Annotated in this window: 15 protein-coding genes; 9 read left to right on the forward strand and 6 right to left on the reverse strand. The window is 69.1% G+C overall.

Features of this window, described 5'->3' with window-relative positions:
* Window positions 1-24: 24 nt before the first annotated feature.
* The 5 genes from MOQ72_RS10285 to MOQ72_RS10305 all read left to right on the forward strand — a co-directional run bounded on the left by MOQ72_RS10285 (window position 25) and on the right by MOQ72_RS10305 (window position 7,383).
* The gene (locus MOQ72_RS10285) at window positions 25-1,467 is read left to right on the forward strand and encodes an alpha/beta fold hydrolase (RefSeq protein WP_242182369.1); all 1,443 of its coding nucleotides are present in this window, start codon (window positions 25-27) and stop codon (window positions 1,465-1,467) included.
* A 98-nt stretch (window positions 1,468-1,565) separates the two neighbouring features.
* Window positions 1,566-2,615 carry a sensor histidine kinase gene (locus MOQ72_RS45130; protein WP_242182371.1) on the forward strand — a complete coding sequence of 350 codons (1,050 nt, stop codon included), beginning with the start codon at window positions 1,566-1,568 and terminating at the stop codon, window positions 2,613-2,615.
* Entirely contained in the window at window positions 2,612-3,274 is a 663-nt protein-coding gene (locus MOQ72_RS10295; protein WP_242182372.1) for a response regulator, read from the forward strand. The genes MOQ72_RS45130 and MOQ72_RS10295 overlap by 4 nt, the downstream gene beginning before the upstream one ends.
* Before the next feature lie 84 nt (window positions 3,275-3,358).
* A complete protein-coding gene (locus tag MOQ72_RS10300; RefSeq protein ID WP_242182374.1) occupies window positions 3,359-6,376 on the forward strand; it encodes an arabinosyltransferase domain-containing protein in 3,018 nt (1,005 codons plus the stop codon).
* A gap of 74 nt (window positions 6,377-6,450) precedes the next feature.
* Window positions 6,451-7,383, forward strand: a complete 933-nt coding sequence (locus tag MOQ72_RS10305; protein ID WP_242182376.1) for an aldo/keto reductase — start codon at window positions 6,451-6,453, stop codon at window positions 7,381-7,383.
* Between the two features lie 25 nt (window positions 7,384-7,408).
* Here MOQ72_RS10305 and MOQ72_RS10310 read toward each other — a convergent pair whose 3' ends face one another.
* Complete coding sequence (locus MOQ72_RS10310) at window positions 7,409-8,659, reverse strand: cyclase family protein (RefSeq protein WP_242182378.1); 1,251 nt, start codon at window positions 8,657-8,659, stop codon at window positions 7,409-7,411.
* 309 nt (window positions 8,660-8,968) lie between these two features.
* Here MOQ72_RS10310 and MOQ72_RS10315 point away from each other — a divergent pair, with 309 nt between their 5' ends.
* Window positions 8,969-10,288: an MFS transporter gene (locus MOQ72_RS10315; protein ID WP_242182380.1), complete on the forward strand. Its 1,320-nt coding sequence runs from the start codon at window positions 8,969-8,971 to the stop codon at window positions 10,286-10,288.
* Window positions 10,289-10,331: 43 nt separating this feature from the next.
* Here the strand turns inward: MOQ72_RS10315 and MOQ72_RS10320 are convergent, their stop codons facing one another.
* Window positions 10,332-11,414: an NAD(P)/FAD-dependent oxidoreductase gene (locus tag MOQ72_RS10320; RefSeq protein WP_242182382.1), complete on the reverse strand. Its 1,083-nt coding sequence runs from the start codon at window positions 11,412-11,414 to the stop codon at window positions 10,332-10,334.
* A 99-nt stretch (window positions 11,415-11,513) separates the two neighbouring features.
* Here MOQ72_RS10320 and MOQ72_RS10325 point away from each other — a divergent pair, with 99 nt between their 5' ends.
* Window positions 11,514-11,933, forward strand: a complete 420-nt coding sequence (locus tag MOQ72_RS10325; RefSeq protein WP_242182384.1) for a MarR family winged helix-turn-helix transcriptional regulator — start codon at window positions 11,514-11,516, stop codon at window positions 11,931-11,933.
* A 17-nt stretch (window positions 11,934-11,950) separates the two neighbouring features.
* On the opposite strand, the gene MOQ72_RS10330 is transcribed toward MOQ72_RS10325, so the two are convergent.
* The 3 genes from MOQ72_RS10330 to MOQ72_RS10340 form a co-directional block, all read right to left on the reverse strand.
* Window positions 11,951-12,646, reverse strand: coding sequence for a hypothetical protein (locus tag MOQ72_RS10330; RefSeq protein ID WP_242182386.1), 696 nt, complete (start codon window positions 12,644-12,646; stop codon window positions 11,951-11,953).
* A gap of 123 nt (window positions 12,647-12,769) precedes the next feature.
* Window positions 12,770-13,990 (reverse strand): MFS transporter, encoded by a 1,221-nt coding sequence (locus MOQ72_RS10335; RefSeq protein ID WP_242182387.1) that lies wholly within the window; start codon window positions 13,988-13,990, stop codon window positions 12,770-12,772.
* 187 nt (window positions 13,991-14,177) lie between these two features.
* Window positions 14,178-15,071, reverse strand: coding sequence for a LysR substrate-binding domain-containing protein (locus MOQ72_RS10340; RefSeq protein WP_277953835.1), 894 nt, complete (start codon window positions 15,069-15,071; stop codon window positions 14,178-14,180).
* 60 nt (window positions 15,072-15,131) lie between these two features.
* Between MOQ72_RS10340 and MOQ72_RS10350 the strand changes: the two genes are divergently transcribed.
* A complete protein-coding gene (locus tag MOQ72_RS10350) occupies window positions 15,132-16,127 on the forward strand; it encodes an aldo/keto reductase (protein ID WP_242182389.1) in 996 nt (331 codons plus the stop codon).
* 93 nt (window positions 16,128-16,220) lie between these two features.
* On the opposite strand, the gene MOQ72_RS10355 is transcribed toward MOQ72_RS10350, so the two are convergent.
* On the reverse strand, window positions 16,221-16,949 hold the full coding sequence (locus tag MOQ72_RS10355; protein WP_242182391.1) for an SDR family oxidoreductase: 729 nt from the start codon (window positions 16,947-16,949) through the stop codon (window positions 16,221-16,223).
* Window positions 16,950-17,036: 87 nt separating this feature from the next.
* Here MOQ72_RS10355 and MOQ72_RS10360 point away from each other — a divergent pair, with 87 nt between their 5' ends.
* Window positions 17,037-17,429 carry a MarR family winged helix-turn-helix transcriptional regulator gene (locus tag MOQ72_RS10360; protein ID WP_242182393.1) on the forward strand — a complete coding sequence of 131 codons (393 nt, stop codon included), beginning with the start codon at window positions 17,037-17,039 and terminating at the stop codon, window positions 17,427-17,429.
* Window positions 17,430-17,583 lie beyond the last annotated feature (154 nt).

A 17,583-nucleotide genomic window follows, 5' to 3' on the forward strand; every position in this document is an offset into this window, starting at 1 on the left:
CTTTCTGGTGGCCAGAGTTGGCGCATGAGAACGAAGATCGCGAGCTTGCTCGGCGCCGTTGGTGTGCTCGGCTCGGTGGTGACCGGGTCGGCCTCGGCGCAGCCGCCGGAGGTCACCGATTCCGTTGCCTGGCAGGACTGCTTCGACGGCTTGCAGTGCGGCGAGATCGTCGTGCCCGCGGATTGGGCGCGTCTCGGCGGGGACCGGATCAAGATCGGCTTGGGGAAATTGCCCGCCCGTGATCAGGCGGGCAAGCGCGGCACCCTGGTGGTCAACCCCGGTGGGCCGAACCCGGTGCTCTTCGCCCTGCCGACCTTGCAGCGCCAGCTGGCCGAGCTGACCCAGTGGTTCGACGTGGTCGTGTTCGACCCGCGCGGGATGGGGAACAGCAGCGGCGTCACCTGTCCGGAACCGCCACCGACGGGAACCGAACTGCCGCCGCCGGATCGCGCCGCGTTCGCCGAGTACGCGATGGCCAATCGCAGCTTCGCCGAGGCGTGTGCACCGGCGCTGGGCCCGCTTCGGGGCTCCCTCAACTCCTGGCAGGTGGCGCACGACATGGATGCGATCCGGGTGGCGTTGGGCAAGCGCAAGCTCAACTACTTCGGCAACTCCTACGGGGGCACCTACGGCCAGGCTTACGCGGAATTGTTCGGACCCAACGTCGGGCGGATGTACCTGGACAGCGTCGGCGAGCACGTCAGCCGCGAGTTCTACGACTGGGTCGCCCCCAAAGCGGCGACGCTGGAGCGCAACCTGCACCGGTTCGCCGACTGGTGCGCGCGCGAGCCCAGTTGCGCGCTGGTCGGGCAGGACGCGCTGGCCGTCTGGGACCGCGTGATCGCCAAGGCGGAACGGGATCCGATCCCGGCGCCGGGCGCTGGCCCGGACGTCACCGTCAGCGCTGAGCAGATCGTCGGTTCCGCTGATGTGCGGAAGGAGACCGGGTGGCCCGCACTGGCCACCGCGCTGGCCGCCGCCGACGCGGGAGACGCCACGGCGTTCGCGCCACCTTCGGCACCGCCTCCGCTGCCGGATGTGCCCGGCGCTGCGCTGATGGGGATGGCTACCTGCGCCGACTTTCCGTACGACACCAGCTACGCCGAGATGAAGCGCGTCGAGGCCCGGCTGCGCGTCGAGGTGGCGCCGCGGTTGGGTTGGGGGCTGGCCTGGACGACCTTCGGTCGGTGCGCGGGCTTGCCGCGGGTGGGAACCTTCCAGCCGCATCCCATCCACCCGGCGCCGGGCTTGCCGCCGGTCTTGATCGCCAACGGCAGCAACGACGGCGGCGCACCGCCCGAGCACGGCCAGTTGGTGGCCGAGCAGTTGCCCGGCGCTCGGTACCTGCCGACCGAGGGCAACCACGCGTTGTACCTCAGCGGGAACCGGTGCCTCCACGAGCATGTGCACCGCTACCTGACCACTGGCGAACTGCCGCCGCCAAGTGCCAGCTGCCCAGCCGCGTGATCAGCTACAACAGTGGGATGCAGCTGCGATTGCCCGCGGTGGGAAACCGCGTTCCGGCGGTTCACCCCTGGCGCCGCGCCGGTGCTATTCGGGATGCTGTGCTCGCTGCCGCAGTCGTGTTCGGCACTGGCGTGTGGCAGGGAGCCTCAGCATCGCCGATCGTGATCGCCGCGCTCAGCGTCGGGGTGGCCGCGCCGCTGGCGTTGCGGCGCAAGCTGCCGCTGGCCGCCGCGATCGCTTCGGCTGTGGTTGTCCTATGTGGAGCTCCGGTGCCGGGTTGGTCCGGGAAGCTGGTGGCGATGGCGGCTTTCTGCTCGGCCGCCTACTACTGCTCGCACCGCGTCGCGTTGGTGTTCGCGGCGTCGGTGAGTTGGCTGTTGGCGTACGCGTTGGTGCTGCCTGTTGGGCCACTGGACACCGCGTTGTTCAGCGACGCGGTCATCACCGGGATCGCGCCGGTGGCGGTCGGTTACGCGATGCGGCTGCACCGGGATCGCGCCGAGCAGGCCGCGCGGCTGCACCAGGCGGAGGCGAGTCGGGTGGTGGCCGAGGAACGGAGTCGGATCGCCCGTGAGGTGCATGACGCCGTTGGGCACCACCTGACGGCGATCCGACTGCAGGTCGGCGCGGCGACGTATGCCCTTGGCGGCATTCCGCCTGCCGCTGGTACGGCTTTTCGCACGATCGACGACCTCGCGGCGACCGCGCTCGCTGAGGTCCGCGAGCTGCTGGAGACGCTGCGCGAAGACGACGACCTCACCGGCTCCACTCTCGCCGATGTCGCCGCGCTGGCCGATCGACTGACCACATCGGACTGTCCGGTCGTCCTCAGCTGGCACGGGCCGGTCAGAACATTGCCACCGCTGGTCGAGCACGGCGGCTACCGGTTGGCGCAGGAAGCGCTGACCAACGCCGTTCGGCACGCCGACGCCGGTGAGATCCGGGTGGCAATCCGGTACGAATCCGAAGCGGTCATCATCACGGTCGAGGACGACGGCCCGTCGCGTGATCTCGTGGTCGAGGGACAGGGCATTCGCGGTATGCGAGAACGCGCGCACCTGCTCGGCGGCACCCTGCGGATCACGCCTCGTCATCCGCACGGCTGGCTGGTGCAAGCCGCCCTGCCGACCGAGAGGGCAACGCGGTGACGATTCGCGTGCTGATCGCCGATGACCAGGCCGCGGTGCGGTCCGCGCTGCGACTCGTCCTCGACACCGCGCCGGGCGTGCGGGTGGTCGGCGAGGCCGCCGACGGAGCCGAGGCGATCCGGCAGGTGCGGTCGCGGCGTCCGGACGTCGCGGTGATCGACATCCGCATGCCGAAGTTGGACGGGATCGCTGTCATCCGGGCGCTCACCGGGCCGGACGCCGCACCCGTTCCGGCGATCATCGTGCTGACCACCTTCGACCTGGACGAGTACCTGTTCGAGGCGCTGCGGGTCGGTGCCACCGGATTCCTGCTCAAGGACAACAGACCGCAGCTGCTCGTCGACGCGGTGCACGCCGCCGCCCGCGGCCACGGCCTGATCGACCCGCAGGTCACCGGCCGGTTGGTTCGCCGCTTCGCGACGCTGTCCCCGCGGCCCGCCAGCCCGGAGCTCGGGCGGCTCACCGCCCGTGAGCGGGAGGTGTTGTCGCAGGTCGCGCGAGGATTGAGCAATGGCGAGATCGCCCGCGCGCTGTGGATCGAAGAAGGCACCGTCAAAACGCACGTCGCGCCGATCCTCGCCAAACTCGGCCTGCGCACCCGCGTGCACGCGGTCATCTACGCCCACGAACACGGACTCGCGCTGCCGTCCGATCCCTGACCAGGTGATCTTGGTCGGTTGATCGTGCCGCCTGGTCGGCTGCGCTCGATACTGTTGCCCGTTTGTCCGGCGAATGGGGGACAGGTGACGCGGATCGAACCGGCAACCGATCAGACCACCGCCGTTCCCGGCAAACGGATGCGGTCGTTCGTCGGTCTCCTCGTCGGGCTGCTGGGTTTGGTGGCGGCTGTCGCGCTGCCCTTCGCGCCGGTGTTGACCGAGCAGAGCACGATCAGCTGGCCTGGAGGGGACGGCATCCCACGTTCGACCTCGGCGCTGTTCGTTGCTTACCGCCCGGCCGAGTTCCGGTTGACGGTCCCCTGCTCGGTGATGTCCGCGGGAGGTTCGGGACCCACGACCGTCTTCTCGACGCTGCCGCCGCAGAGCACGCGGGAAGGCGTGGTGGCCGGGGTGCGGGATGGTCGCCCGTACTTGCTCTTCGATCAGCACGTCGTGCCGATTCCCCCGCACACCTGCGGTTTTCAGCTGACATCGACCTCGGCCGGTTCGAGCGTCGCGTTCGACGGTGGTGGGCGGGTGGAACTGCCGGGCAGACCCGCGCCGGAGGTGTTCACCTTCGCGACGGATCTGACGCCGGAGCAAGCCCGCGGCATGGCGGTCACGGCGCGGGCCTACTCGTGGTTCCAGACCAGTCCGACCGGCGGCAAGATCGCGCTCATCGCGGTTCAACTGGCGTGCGCCGCGGTTTCGTGGTTCTTGTTGCGGGGCGCGACCGTGCCGCGCGGCCGGTCTGGCCGGGGCTGGTTCCTCGACGCCGGAGTCGTGGCGGTGCTGCTGGGCTGGATGATCATCGCGCCGGTGACCGATGACGACAGCTGGGCGCTGATGACCATCAGGAATGGCTTCGACACCGGCGACATCGGCAACTACTACCGGTGGATGAACGCCTCGGAAGCGCCGTTCACCTTGTGGCAGCACGTGATCGGTTTGTTCGCCGCGCACAGCCTGCCGCTGCCGTTGCTGCGGATACCGTCCACTGCGGTCGCTATCGCGGCTTGGTTCGTGGCCAGCCGGGGAATCCTGCGCGCGCTCGCGCCCGCGTGGGCGGGCCGCGCGAGCGTGCGGCTGGTGTGCGCGCTTGCGTTCCTGGCGTGGTGGCTGCCGTTCAACGTCGGCCTGCGCCCGGAGTCGGTAGTCGCGTTGGGCAGCGCGGCGGTTTTCGTCCTGTTGCTGCGCGCCACCGGCGGCGAGCTCGACTTCTCCCGCATCGGTGCCGCGGCGCTCATCGCGGGAGCAACGGTGGCGACGACGCCGTCCGGGCTCATCGCGCTCGTACCTGTTGCCTTGTTCCTGCCCAGGATTTGGCGTTCGTGGCCCGCAGCCCGGCTGACATCCGCGGCGCGCGTCGCGATGTTGTTGTGCCTCGGCTCGGTGGGACTCGTGGCGATGTTCGCCGATGCTTCGTGGACCGCGGTCGTGCGCGCCACCGAGCTGCACGACCAGTTCGGGCCCAGCCTGGGCTGGTACCAGGAGCTCACCCGGTACCAGCTGTTGTTCAGCCCGCTGACGCAGGGCAATGCGGCCAAGCGCACCGCGGTGCTGCTGACGCTCGTGGTGCTGCTGACGACGATGATGCTGTTGGGCAAGGGGTTCCAGCGGCGATCCGGACTGGCCGACCTGCACCTGCTGGTCGGCGCGGTCGTCGGTGGTTTCCTCGCGCTGTGGTTCGCCCCGTCGAAGTGGACGCACCACTTCGGTGCACTGGCCGGGGTGAGCGTTCCGCTGTTGGCGCTGGGCATCGTGTTCCTGGTCCGGGTTGGCCGGAACAACTCCGGCGATCGCCGGGTCCGGTTGATCTCGCTCGCCGGGTCGGTGGCCGTGGCGTTCGCCGCCGGGTGGGCGATGGTCGGGCCCAACATGTGGTGGATTCCGTCCAACTTCGAGGTCGCGTGGTCGGACGAGCCGGTCACGCCTGCCGGACTTCCGCTGCAGAGCCCGATCTTCTGGATGATCGTCGGCGGTTGCGCTGCGCTCGGCTGGGCGCTGGTGGTCAGGGCTACTGTTTGGCGTGCGGTGTTGCTAGCACCCGGAATCATCGCGGTCGCCTGGGCGGTCACCTCGGTGGCCGTTCTGGTGGGCAGCTTCACCGCTGCGGTCCTGTCGTCCAACTACACGTTGGCAAGGCAGAACCTGCACGCGCTCGCCGGAGAAGGTTGCGGGATGGCTGATGCGATCGACGTGTTTCCCTTGGCGCCCAACGGTGTGCTGCAAGCCAGGGGCAGTGGTTCCGCGGCGGGGTTCGTCCTCGGGCGCGGGTCTTCGGTCGGAGCGCCGCCAGCGGAGGGCGCCGAACTTCAGGTGTGGGACAGCAATGCCGCTGGCCCGCAGTCGACCGGGTACCTGACGAGCCCGTGGTTCGGGCTTCCGGCGCTGTCCGATGATCAGCGGGTCTCGGTTTGGGTCGCCGGGCGGGCGCAGGACGGCAACACCATCCGGCTGGAGTTCGGTCGCGATGGCAATCCGATCGGCGTGCGCGAGTTGCCCGACCCGCAGCCGACCACCCAGCCGTACGCGGATCCGAGGCACGGTCGACCCACGGATTGGCGCGACTACGGGCGTTGGCGGTCGCTGGGTGTTCCGGCGAGCCTCGTCCCGGCGGGCGCGGACAGCGTCCGGGTCCAAGCCGTGGACGGCACCAGCGACCGGTTCGGTTGGCTGGCCGCCAGCGGCCCGCTGGTGCGGCACGCGGCGCCGCTCGGGGAGTTCCTGCCGGGCCGCGGTCCCGTGCTGGTCGACTGGCCGTTCACCGCGGGATTCCCGTGCGTTCGGGACTTTCCCGAGGTCGGGGACGGGGTGGCGCAGAGCCCGCGGGTGGTGATCGCGGCGCCGGACGAGGCCATCGGCACGGCGATGTCCTACGACACGAGCATGGGCGGCTCTTTCGCGGGCATCGCGATGAACGCCACGACGACCGAAGTGCCGAGCGCGCTGCGCGGTGCTCCGGGAACGAACTGGGGCAGCGTGCGACTGGTCGGCTACTCGGCCGGGGTCGACGGGTACGCGGTGCAGACCCGGAGGGTCGTGGTCCCCGGTGCGGGCGGCGACGCCGCATATCCGTTCACCGAATACCCGGTCCGGTAGTGGGTCTCTGGGCAGTTTTGTCCGAAGGTAGTTGCGTAAGGTTGTGTTCGAGGCTACGACGAGAAGGCGACGCGATGGATACACGCAGGCTGGGAGCTCAGGGACCCGAGCTTTCCGTGCTGGGGCTGGGGTGCAACAACTTCGGGATGAAGCTCGACGCCGAGCAGACCAAGGCTGTTGTGGAGACAGCCATGGAGGTGGGGATCACGCACTTCGACACCGCCGAGATGTACGGCGGGGGCAAGTCGGAGGAGTTCCTGGGCGCCGCTCTCGGTACCCGCCGTGACGAGGTGGTCCTCGCGACCAAGTACCTCCCGCGCAGCGAAGAACCCTTTCGACCCGGTGATCTGTCCCGACGCATCACGGACGCCGCGGACGGGAGCTTGCGCCGACTGGGCACGGACCGGATCGACGTGTTCTACCAGCACTACCCCGATCCGGAGGCCCCGCTGGATGAGTTGCTGGACGCCTTCGAGTCCCTGATCACCTCGGGCAAGGTGCTTCATGCGGCGATCTCGAACGTCGACGCCGCGCAGATCACCGCGACCACTGCGGCTGCTCAGGCGCGAGACGGGTTCCCGCTGCGCGGGGTGCAGGTCGAATGGAACCTGCTAGCCCGCGGCGTCGAGGACACGATCGTCCCGGCAGCGCACGCTGCCGGTCTGGGAGTCGTCCCGTACTTCCCGCTGGCCTCGGGGCTGCTGACCGGCAAGTACAGCGGGCGCAACGATTTCCCCGAGGGTTCACGGCTGGCGACGCTCCCGTGGTTCGCCCAAGCCGCCACCCCGGAGAACTTGGCGAAGGTCGACTCGCTCAGCGCCGTGGCCCGCCGTCACGAACGCACGATCATCGAGCTCGCTTTCGGCTGGCTGCTCGCGCAGCCTGACGTGACCTCCGTCATCGCCGGGGCGACGACTCCCGAACAGGTCAATGCGAACGTCACCTCGATCGGCTGGTCGCTGACCGCCTCCGAGCTCGCCGAAATAGACCAGGCACTGGCCAGCTGAGCAGCGACCCCGAGACCCGCGCCGGTCAGCGGGGTTGGGCCAGGGCTGCTGGTGGGGTGTTCCCGGCCGTGGCACCTTCGGCGAACTGCGGGGTCACGGTGAAGACGAATTCGTACGCCCCGTCGTCGGCCAGGCCGTCTAGGACGTAGGACTCGCCGATCCGGATTCCGTGGCGCATCAGCAGTTCCTGGTGCACCGGGAACGACGTGCCGTCCTCGTTCACCGGACTGCCGAGCACCTCCAGCGCCCAGGTGTCGCTGCCGATGATCGCGGGCCGGAACTGCGCCAGCCAGCGGGCCTCCCGCAGGTAGATGCCGGGCATGCCAGCAGTGGCCTCCCAGCGTTCGATGTCGGCCGGATCGCGGCGGGCCAGCAACTGGTTCCACCCGGTGCGCACCAGGACCACGTCGCCAGGACCGATCTCGTCGACGTCCGCGAAGTCCATCGCCGCCTGCAGGTCCTCGACGGTGATCCGGTAGTCCTCCCGCAGCAGCGGTTGGCCGTTGCTCGCCGGTTCGGCCAGGTCGCCGGTCGCGCCCTCGGCCAGCTTCACCCCCAGGACGTCCAGCAGCACGCCCCTGGTCGCCACCGGGCCCATGTTCTCGTTGCCCAGCTTGGTGGTTCCGTGGCCGCGGGCGATGTCGGGGCCGCGCAAGCCGTTGTAGAAGTACTCGCCAGCACCGATGTGGTTGAGGTTGTCGGTTTGCGAGCCGATCTGGTACGTCGTCGCCAGCGGCTCCGGGTGCTTCGGGTACTGGTGGCCGAGGAACCGCTCCTCGTGCCAGATGACCTTGTTGGCCCCCAACGGTTCGGTCGACATCACCACGCCGCCTTCGGACTGGAACTCGGGTGGCGGCACGTATCCGTACACGGTGAGGCGTTGGTCGTAGGTGCGCGGCGGATCGGCCTGGAAGGCGGGGAAACCGTTCCACATCAGCTCGCCCAGGTTGTAAGTCCGCACCGCGCGCCGGGTGTCGAGCAGCGCCAGGGCGGCGGCGGTCCGCTCCGGCGTCACCTCGTTGAACGCGCCCCGCTGGTCATCGGCCCCGTAGCGGCTGGGCGCCCAGTCCGGCAGGTTCGCCGGGTCGGCGTAGTCGAACGGCGTGTCGTCGAAGTGGTCATCGGGAACGACGCTGGGTGCTCCGGTGGCTTGCGCGCTTCCGGCACCGGCCCAGGTGGCGGCCCCGATCGCGCTTGCGGCACCGGCAATCCGGATGGCACCGCGGCGGTTGACGCGATGTTTGGCGAGGTAGTTGCGCAGCAGGTCCGGGTTCATCGCGCATCCCTTCGATGCTTTCGTGCAGCGGTGGACGAACGTCGCGCCCACCGGTGGTGCGCGCGACCGGAATTCGATGAACAGTGCTGGTTCCTGGTACCGGAATCGGACAGGGACGTGGCAGCATACTGGCTCGAACAAGCGCCCGGCGAGGGCTGAACGAGCAGCGGCGGCACTTTATCGATCTGCACGGAAGCTTTCCTTGCTTTCCGCCTCGCATGGCCCGATCCTCTCTTCCACCCGCGACGTCGAAACCCCAGCCGCGGGCTGCGAACCAGCGCTGGGGTTCAAGCAGCAACGGAGCTGCCCATGACGACCGAAACCGGTACCCAGTCCAACCGACCCGCGAGCACCCGCACCGTCGCATGGGCGACCATGATCGGCACCGCGATCGAGTGGTACGACTTCTTCATCTACGGCACCGCCGCCGCACTGGTTTTCAACACGCTTTTCTTCCCCACCGGCGCCACACCGCTGATCGGCACCCTGTTGGCTTTCAGCACCTATGCCGTCGGTTTCGCGTTCCGGCCGATCGGCGGCATCGTCTTCGCGCACTACGGCGACAGGATCGGTCGCAAGTCGATGCTGGTGCTGTCGCTGTCGTTGATGGGCGCCGCGACGTTCCTGATCGGTCTGCTGCCGACTTTCCAGAGCATCGGGATCGCCGCGCCGATCCTGCTGGTGCTGCTGCGCATGATCCAGGGAATCGGGGTCGGCGGTGAATGGGGTGCCGCCGCGCTGATGGCGGTGGAACACGCACCGCCGCACCGGCGCGGCTTCTACGGCAGTTGGCCGCAGATGGGCGTGCCCGCCGGGATGTTGACCGCGAACGTGGCGTTCATCGTGCTTTCGTCCAACCTGGACGATTCGGCGTTCACCGCGTGGGGCTGGCGGGTGCCGTTCCTGGCCTCGATCGTGCTCATCGCGGTCGGCCTGGTGATCCGGCTGCGCGTCGCCGAATCCCCGGTCTTCGAAGGCTTGCAGCAGGCGGGCACCATCGAGCGGCAACCGATCATCGCGGTGTTGCGCCGACAGCCCAAGAACGTGCTGCGCGCCGCCGGGATCCGGTTCGCCGAGAACAGCACCTTCTACATCCACACGACTTTCATCCTGACCTACGGCACGACGGTGGTCGGACTGGGTCGCGACGAACTGCTGCTCGGGGTCATCATCACCTCGGTGCTGGGGCTGTTCAGCCTGCCCGCCTGGGGCGCGGTGTCCGACCGGATCGGCCGCCGGAAGGTGGTGCTGTTCGGTTCGGCGCTGATGGCGTTGTTGAGCTGGCCGTTCTTCTGGTCGCTGAATTCGGGCTACCTGCCGCTGATCTACCTGACACTGGTGGTGTGCATCAACGTCGCCAACAGTGCGATCTACGGTCCGCAGCCCGCCTACTACTGCGAGCTGTTCGAGCCCGAAGTCCGCTACAGCGGCGCTTCCCTGGGCCAACAACTGGCGGCGGTGTTCGCCGGTGGGTTGTCGCCGCTGATCGCCACCGCCCTGCTGACCGCGACCGGCGGCTACGGTGCCATCGCGATCTACATGACCGCGATGGCGCTGATCACCGTGGTCGCCGCGTTGTTGAGCCCGGACCCGTACCTCCGGCAGTTGGCCAGGCAGAAACCTTCCTGACGGTGTCGGAAACCGAGATCCCGCTCGTGCACAGTGGACGTTTTCACGCGTGGCCGAGGAGGGCTTCGTAGGTCTCGGTGCGCAGGGTTCGGCCCTTGATCTGCGAAGTGGCTTCGGCCGCCAGGACGCCCACCTCGGGGGCGTAGGACGCGCCGTGGTCGGGGCCCAGCGGGAGGGCGATGGCCGGTGCGGCGGCGGTGTAGGTGGCCAGGTGCCGGGAGCCGTCGATGAGGGAGCGGATGTTCTTCGCGGCCGTTTCCGCGTGTTCGCCCGCTGCTTTGGCCATTTTGGACTCCGGGATCGCCGTGACGTCACCGATGGCGAACACGTTCGGCAGTCCGGGCAGGCGCAGGTCGGCGGTCACCTCGATGGCGCCGTTCGGCTTGCGCGCGGCCACCAGGTCGCCCGCAAGGTAGTCGCTGTTCGGCCGCACGCCGAAGCAGCGGAACCAGAGGTCCGCGGTAATTTCCCCGCCCCGGCTGGTGATCGCGGTGAACGCCTTGACCTCGCCCGGCTCGGACGGCGGGTCCTCGCGCAGCGCGGCGCCGAGGGCCAGCCGCACGCCCAGCTCCGCCAGTTGGCTGCGCAGCTCGGTCCGCAGCTCCGGCGGGAAGTCGCCGGTGAGGATGTCTTCGGCCGGATCGACGATGGTCACCGGCTTGTCCGGCCACGCGGCCTTCAGTTCTCCGGCGAGTTCGAGTCCGACCGGACCCGCGCCGAGCAGCAGCACGTGCTCGGCTCGCGTCAAGGCGTCGTGGGTGGTCCGGATCCGGGCCTTCGCGGCGGCGCTGTCGAGGTCGTCGAACTTCGCCGGGAACGGGTAGGCCGAACCGGTCGCCAGCACGAGGTAGTCCGCCGCGATCCGCTGCCCGGACGCCAGCACCACGCCCGTCGAATCCACTCGCGCTGCTCGGTCGCGGATCACCCGGCCGCGGGTAAGCAGGCGGTCGTACGGGTAGAACAGCCGGTCCGTCCAGGTCGGATCGACCAGGCCGCGCAGTGCGGCGACGTTGTGCACGAACGTGTCGCGCGGCTCGATGAGGACGACGTCGGCCACCTCGTCCAACGCCTGGGCGACGGCGATCCCGCCGTATCCGCCACCGACGACAACCACGGTCGATGCCATCCCAGCTCCTAGTTCGCAATACGTATAGTTGGCAGAGCGAACTAAGTTAGTTCGTACCGCGAACCGCTGTCAAGTACACTCGATCGCCGGAGGCATGGCATGACCAAGACGATCGAGGAGCAGGGACTGGCGGTCGCGCTGGTGCGGCTCACACACCTGGTGCAGCACTTGTTCGCCGACGTCGCGCGCTCCTACGAGCTCACCCCGCAGCAGGCGCAGCTGCTCTGCCTGCTCACCGACGGTCCGGTCGGAATGGCGGAGCTCGGACGCCTGCTGCACCTGGAGAAGTCCAGCCTGACCGGGCTGGTGGACCGCGCCGAACGGCGTGGCCTGGTGGTCCGCGCCCGCGACTTGCGCGACCGCCGCGCCTGCCGGATCGAACTGACCGACCACGGCGCCCAACTCGCCGTCCAGGCGCACCAGGGCGTGACGGACCGGCTGGACAAGGCGACTGCGGATTTGCCGACCGCCGAACGGAATCTGCTCACCTCGGTCATCGCCCGGATCGTGACCACCTGACCCGCGCGAAGGCGGAGCTAGGCCAACTCGGCGTGCTGTTCCGCGGTCACTGATCGGGTTTTGCCCTGCTGCCGGTGGATTCGGCGGTGGCGGGTGATCAGGGCGGTGGTCAGCACGATCAGTTGGCAGAGCGGGGAGGGGAAGCCGAGCACGATTCCGGTCGCGATGTCGATCAGCGGCGCGATCACCGCCGCGACGAAGACGCGGTTCGGCGCGGTCGGCAGCTTCCGCTTTCCCGCCCAGGGGGTTCGGCGCCAGGGCTTGGCGACCGACAGCCAGGCCTGGAACGCGATCGCCGAGGCCATCAACGAGGTTCCGACGAGTTGGGACAGCGGCGGGGTGGGCAGCCCGGCCTCGGCCGTCGCGACCGAGTTCTCCAATGCGCCGGACAGGATGAAGATCCCGGCGTAGAGCTGGACGATCGTGATCGCGAACTTGACCAGCACCCACCAATTCCGGAAGAAGCCCCAGGCGGTGGCCGCGGCGAGCATGAGGCCGGTGAACGCGGCAGCGTTGGCGAACGGGGCGAGCAGGCGCACGTCGACCACGTGCGCCATCGACGTCGCGCTGATCCGCACTTCGGGGTCGTTGCTGGTGGCGCTCACCGCGAGCAGGGTGAACAGCACCAACGCCTGGGCCATCCAGCCGACTGAGGTGATCACGTGCAGCCAGACGACGGCCTGCCGCCAGCGTTGCGAGGTTCCCTTAGCCATCGGTACAGGCTGTTGGTCGCGCGGATCGCGCGGCATCCGGCGAGTTCCGGAGACGGCCCTGATTCCGGCCCCGAGACCGGGACCAGGGGCGATTTCGCGCTGCAGGGTCGAGCCCGGCCGGGCTCAGTGCTTGGGCAGCAGGCGCACCGCGGAGATGAGACCGATGGTCGCCACCACGGCAACGATGATCGCGTAGGCGTTGGCCGTCCAGCTCAGGCCGACCTGGGTGACCGCCACACCGGCCGCCACCGCGGGGAGGCTGAAGGCCGAGTAGTTGACCGTGTAGACCGTCGCGAACAGGGCTGCGCGTCGGTTCGGCTCGGCGAGCTGGGACACGCTGCCGAACGCGCCCAGGAACGCGCCGCCGAAACCGAACCCGGTGATCACGGTGCTGACGAAGAACAGCGGCGCGGACGCCGTGGCCAGCGCGGCGAGAGTGCCGATCAGGCCCACCAGCAGCACCGGCGAGGCCGCGATGATCGCGGCGCGCGGACTGCGGTGGCGGAACACGATCGAGCCGATCGCCGCGGTGCCCATCAGGCAGCAGACCACGAACCCGCCCACCAGGTGGTTGGTGATGCCGAGCAGTTCGATGGCCAGGGACGGGCCCAGTGACATGTAGAAGCCGGTCATGGACCAGGTGGTGACCAGGATCGGCACCACGGTGAGGAACCGGCCACGGGCGTTGCCCGGCACGCCGATCCTGGGCCGCAGCGAGGTCAGGGCGCCAGGATGTCTCGGGGACGTCTCGGGCATCAGCGCGACGCCGACGGCCGACACCGCGCATGCCACGAGGAGCAGCACGTAGACCAGGGTGGTCGGGGCGGGGGCGTACTCGACGAGCAGACCCGAGCCCAGCGCGCCCGCCCCGAGCCCGATGCCCGGAGCAGCGGTGTTGATCAGCGGGGCGAGTTTCGGGCGGAGGTCCACCAAGCACGCGCTGGTCGCGCCCGTCGCCAACCCCGTCGCGAGTCCTTGCAGGATGCGTGCGACCAACAGCCAGCCGCTGCCGTCGGCGGTGATGAACGCGATCATGGCCACGGCCTGGGTGGCGAGCGCGGCGAGCAGGGCCGGGCGGCGCCCGATGTGGTCGGACAGCGCGCCGACGGTGATGAGAGCGGCGAGCAGGGCGATCGCGTAGACCGCGAAGACCACTGTCAGCGTGATCGCGGAGAACTGCCATTCGTCCTGGTAAACGGAGTAGAGCGGGGAGGGGGCCGCAGCGGCGCACATGAACGCGAGCAGCGTGGCGGCCAGCGTCCAGAACGCCGCGGTGGGCGACATGCGCCGGGGTCGGGCTCCGGTGCTCACGTCGGCGACAGGCGTCGGCGGGGCAGACGTCACTAGTTCTCCTAAGCAATGATCGATGCCTTCGGAGACGCCGCACGACGACGAACAATTCCCGCTGTCATGGGAGATCCCACATCGTGGTCGTCGACGCGGCGCGGGTTGCTGAGGCTCACTGCGAAACGAGCCCGACTGCTCGGCAATGCCGGGAGCCGGTCATAGGGCGTCGGTCGGTCGCGGAAGGTCAGTCGGGGGAGACGTTGTGTTCCGATTCTTCGAGGGCGTTGCGGAAGGCTTGGACCGCTAGGCGGGTGTCGTTGGTGCGCCAGGCGATCGCGAGTTCCGCTGGGGTCAGTCCGATGACCGGGCGGGTGGTGATGCCCGGCCGGTTGTAGAGCTTCGCGTTGCCCTCCGCGAGCAGCACCACGCCGAGTCCGGCCGCTATGGCCTCGAACACCTCGTCCGCTGATCCGGCGACCGCGCCGATCACCGGGGCGCGGCCTCCTCTGGCGTCGCTGGCCAGCCAGAAGTCGCGCAGCTCACCGGCTTCCGGGGGCAGTGCGATGAACGGTTCGTCGAGCAGGTCGTTGAAGGGGATCTCCGCCCGGTCCGCCAGCGGGTGGTCGTCGGGCATGGCCACCACCCGCCGCTCGCGCCGCAAGGTGCGGGTGCTGATGTCGCGTGGTCGCACCGGCCGCCAGACGAACGCGACGTCCGAGGTGCCGTCGGCCAGCCCGGCGGTCGGATCCGTCCAGTCCACCAACCGAAGCACCACCCGCCACCGCGGCAGCTGCTCGCTGAACCGGCGCATCGCCCGGCGCTGCAAGCCACGGCCGACGGCGGTCTGCATGCCGACGACGAGCTCCCGCTGCTCCGCCGCTTCCCGTGCGGCTTGCTGGGCGCGTTCCCACGCTTCGAGCGTGGCCGTGGCCTCGGGCAGCAGCGCCGTGCCTTGTGCGGTGAGCACCACGTCGCGAGACCGGCGCTCGAACAGGGCGAAGCCCAGTTCGCGTTCGAGCACCCGGATCTGCTTCGACAGCGCGGGCTGGGAGACGAACAGCCGCTGCGCGGCGCGGGTGAAGTGCAGCTCGTCAGCCACCGCGACGAAATAGCGGAGATGTCTCAGGTGGACGTCCATAACCATCGGTTATAACACCGGGTCTTCGACATCGAACCCGCTCGGTACGAGGATCGGTGCATGACTGGAGCACTGCCAACCCGTTCCCTCGGCGGCCTGGACGTTCCGGCGATCGGTTTCGGCGCCATGGTCCTGTCGCCCGGCATGTACGGCGAGATCGACGACGACCGGGCGGTGCACGCGCTGCGGCACGCCATCGACTCCGGGGCGACGTTCATCGACACCAGCGACGGCTACGGCGCGGACGGCCACAACGAGCGCATCGTCGGCGAGGCTGTGCGCGGCCATCGCGACGATGTCGTGATCGCCACCAAGTTCGGCTTCCGGGTCCCCGAAGGCGCGCGGCCACACGAGTTCCCGGTGAACTACGCCTTCGGTGAGTTGGCGGTGAACGCCGAGCCCAAGCACGTCCGGGGTTACGCGGAGCAGAGCCTGGCGAACCTCGGCACCGACCGGATCGACCTGTACTACCCGCACTTCCCGGACCCGGTCGTGCCGATCGAGGACACCGTGGGCGCGGTCGCCGAGTTGGTGCGGGACGGCTTGGTCCAGCACCTCGGACTGTCCAATGTGGATGCGGATCAGCTGCGTCGAGCGCACGCCGTGCACCCGGTCGCGGCGGTGCAGACCCAGTGGTCGATGTGGCAGCCGATCGACGCCGAGCTGCTTGCTACCGCGCGTGAACTGGGAGTGGGCGTCGTGGCGTGGAGCCCGCTGGGCGGCGGTTTCCTCACCGGCACCGTGCGAGAGGTCGCCGAGGGCGACTTCCGCCGAAACGTCCCGAGGTTCGACGCGGCGCACCTGGCGGCCAACAACGACCGGTATGCGCCGATCCGGTCGCTGGCCGCGGAACTCGACATCACGCCGGGCCAGCTCGCACTGTCCTGGCTGCTGCACCAGGACCCGGCTGTGGCGCCCATTCCAGGTTCCCGGACGCCCGCGCACATCACCGAGAACCTCGAAGCGGCCCGAATCGGCTTGCACGCCGACACACTGGCCCGAGTGGATCAAGCGCTGCGCGAGTTCGCGCCGCTGGGCACCGGCACCCTCCGCTGAGTTCATCGCCGCTGCTGGAGAGGGCTTTAAAACAGGAGTTGTCTCGGGATCGGCAGGCTGAGGCGGCGTCTGAGGTGTTACCGCAGGCGCCGATCAGAAGCTGCCGCCACCGGCGTGGATGATCTGGCCGGTGATCCACCGGCTGTCGTCGGCGGCCAGGAACGCCGTGATGTCGGCGATGTCGGCAGGTTCGCCGATCCGGCCGAGCGGGGTTTGCGCCGCGACCCGTTCCAGGACCGATTCGGGTTGCAGTTCCGCGAGTCCATCGGTGCGGACCGGGCCGGGCCGCACCCCGTTTACGGTGATCCGGCGCGACCCGAGTTCCTTCGCGAGCACTCGGACCAGCTGGTCACCGGCAGCCTTGGCGGCGCCGTAGAGGCCGGTACCGGGCCGGGTGGTCGCGACCGTCCCGCTGGAGACCACCACGATCCGGCCGCTGTCGCGGAGCCGGTTCGCCGCCTCCCGCAGAGCCGTGAAGGTGGCTCGGGTGTTGGTGTCGAACAGTGTGTCGTAGTCCTCGTCGGTTGCCTCGGCGATGGGGGAGAAGCGCGCCGTGCCGACGTTGTTCACCAGGACGTCGAGGCCGTCGAAGTGCCGCTGCGCGGCGTCGAACAGGTCGCGCAGCTGGGCGGGGTCGGTGACGTCGGCCCGCACCGCTGTGGCCCGCCCGCCGCTTGCCTCGATCTTGGCCACGGCGTCGTGGGCGGCGGCCCGGTCGGTTCGGTAGTTGACGACCACGTTCATCTCGTCGGCGCCGAGCCGTTCGGCGATGGCCCGGCCGATGCCGCGCGAGCTTCCGGTCACCAGGGCAGTTCGGGGCACGTCCGTCTCCATTAGTTGAGTTAGTCGTTAGTTGAGATGCTGGACTAAAATTGTCGAGGATGTCAACTGTCGAGGTAATCTGCGCGTGTGGACCCGGACTTCCTGCGCGCCCTGATGGCCCTGCACCGCGAACTGCGCGGGCTCTACGCGGCCATCGCTCGCCGATTCGGGCTGACACCCCAGCAGATCGAGCTGCTGTGCTTGCTCAAGGACCGCTCACCGTCGCTCGGCGAGCTCGCGACGCTGCTGGGCTGCGACAAGACCAACATCACCGGCATGGTCGACCGGCTGGAACGGCGGAGCTTCCTGACCCGCGTGACGGACCGCAGCGACCGCCGGATCAGCCGCCTAGCCCTGACCGAAGAAGGCGAGGCCCTGGGCGCCGAGGTGCGCGAAGCGTTCGCCGAGGTCGCCGCCGACCGCTGGGCAGCGGTGTCCCCGGAGGACTGCGCAGCGCTCACCCGCCTCGCCCGCTCGTGAGTGCGCAACCGGGCTCCAACCCGGCTACGCACTCACGACCCCAGTCGGGTGAGGAGTGAAGGGCACCCTTTACCCAGGGTGGATTCCAGGGGTGGTTGCAACACGAGTGATCAATTGGCTTCGGTCAGGAGTTTAGTTAAGCGCTCGGCTGGGG

It is taken from the genome of Saccharopolyspora soli (genome assembly GCF_022678645.1).
In the GTDB taxonomy this organism is placed as follows: Bacteria; Actinomycetota; Actinomycetes; order Mycobacteriales; family Pseudonocardiaceae; genus Saccharopolyspora; species Saccharopolyspora soli.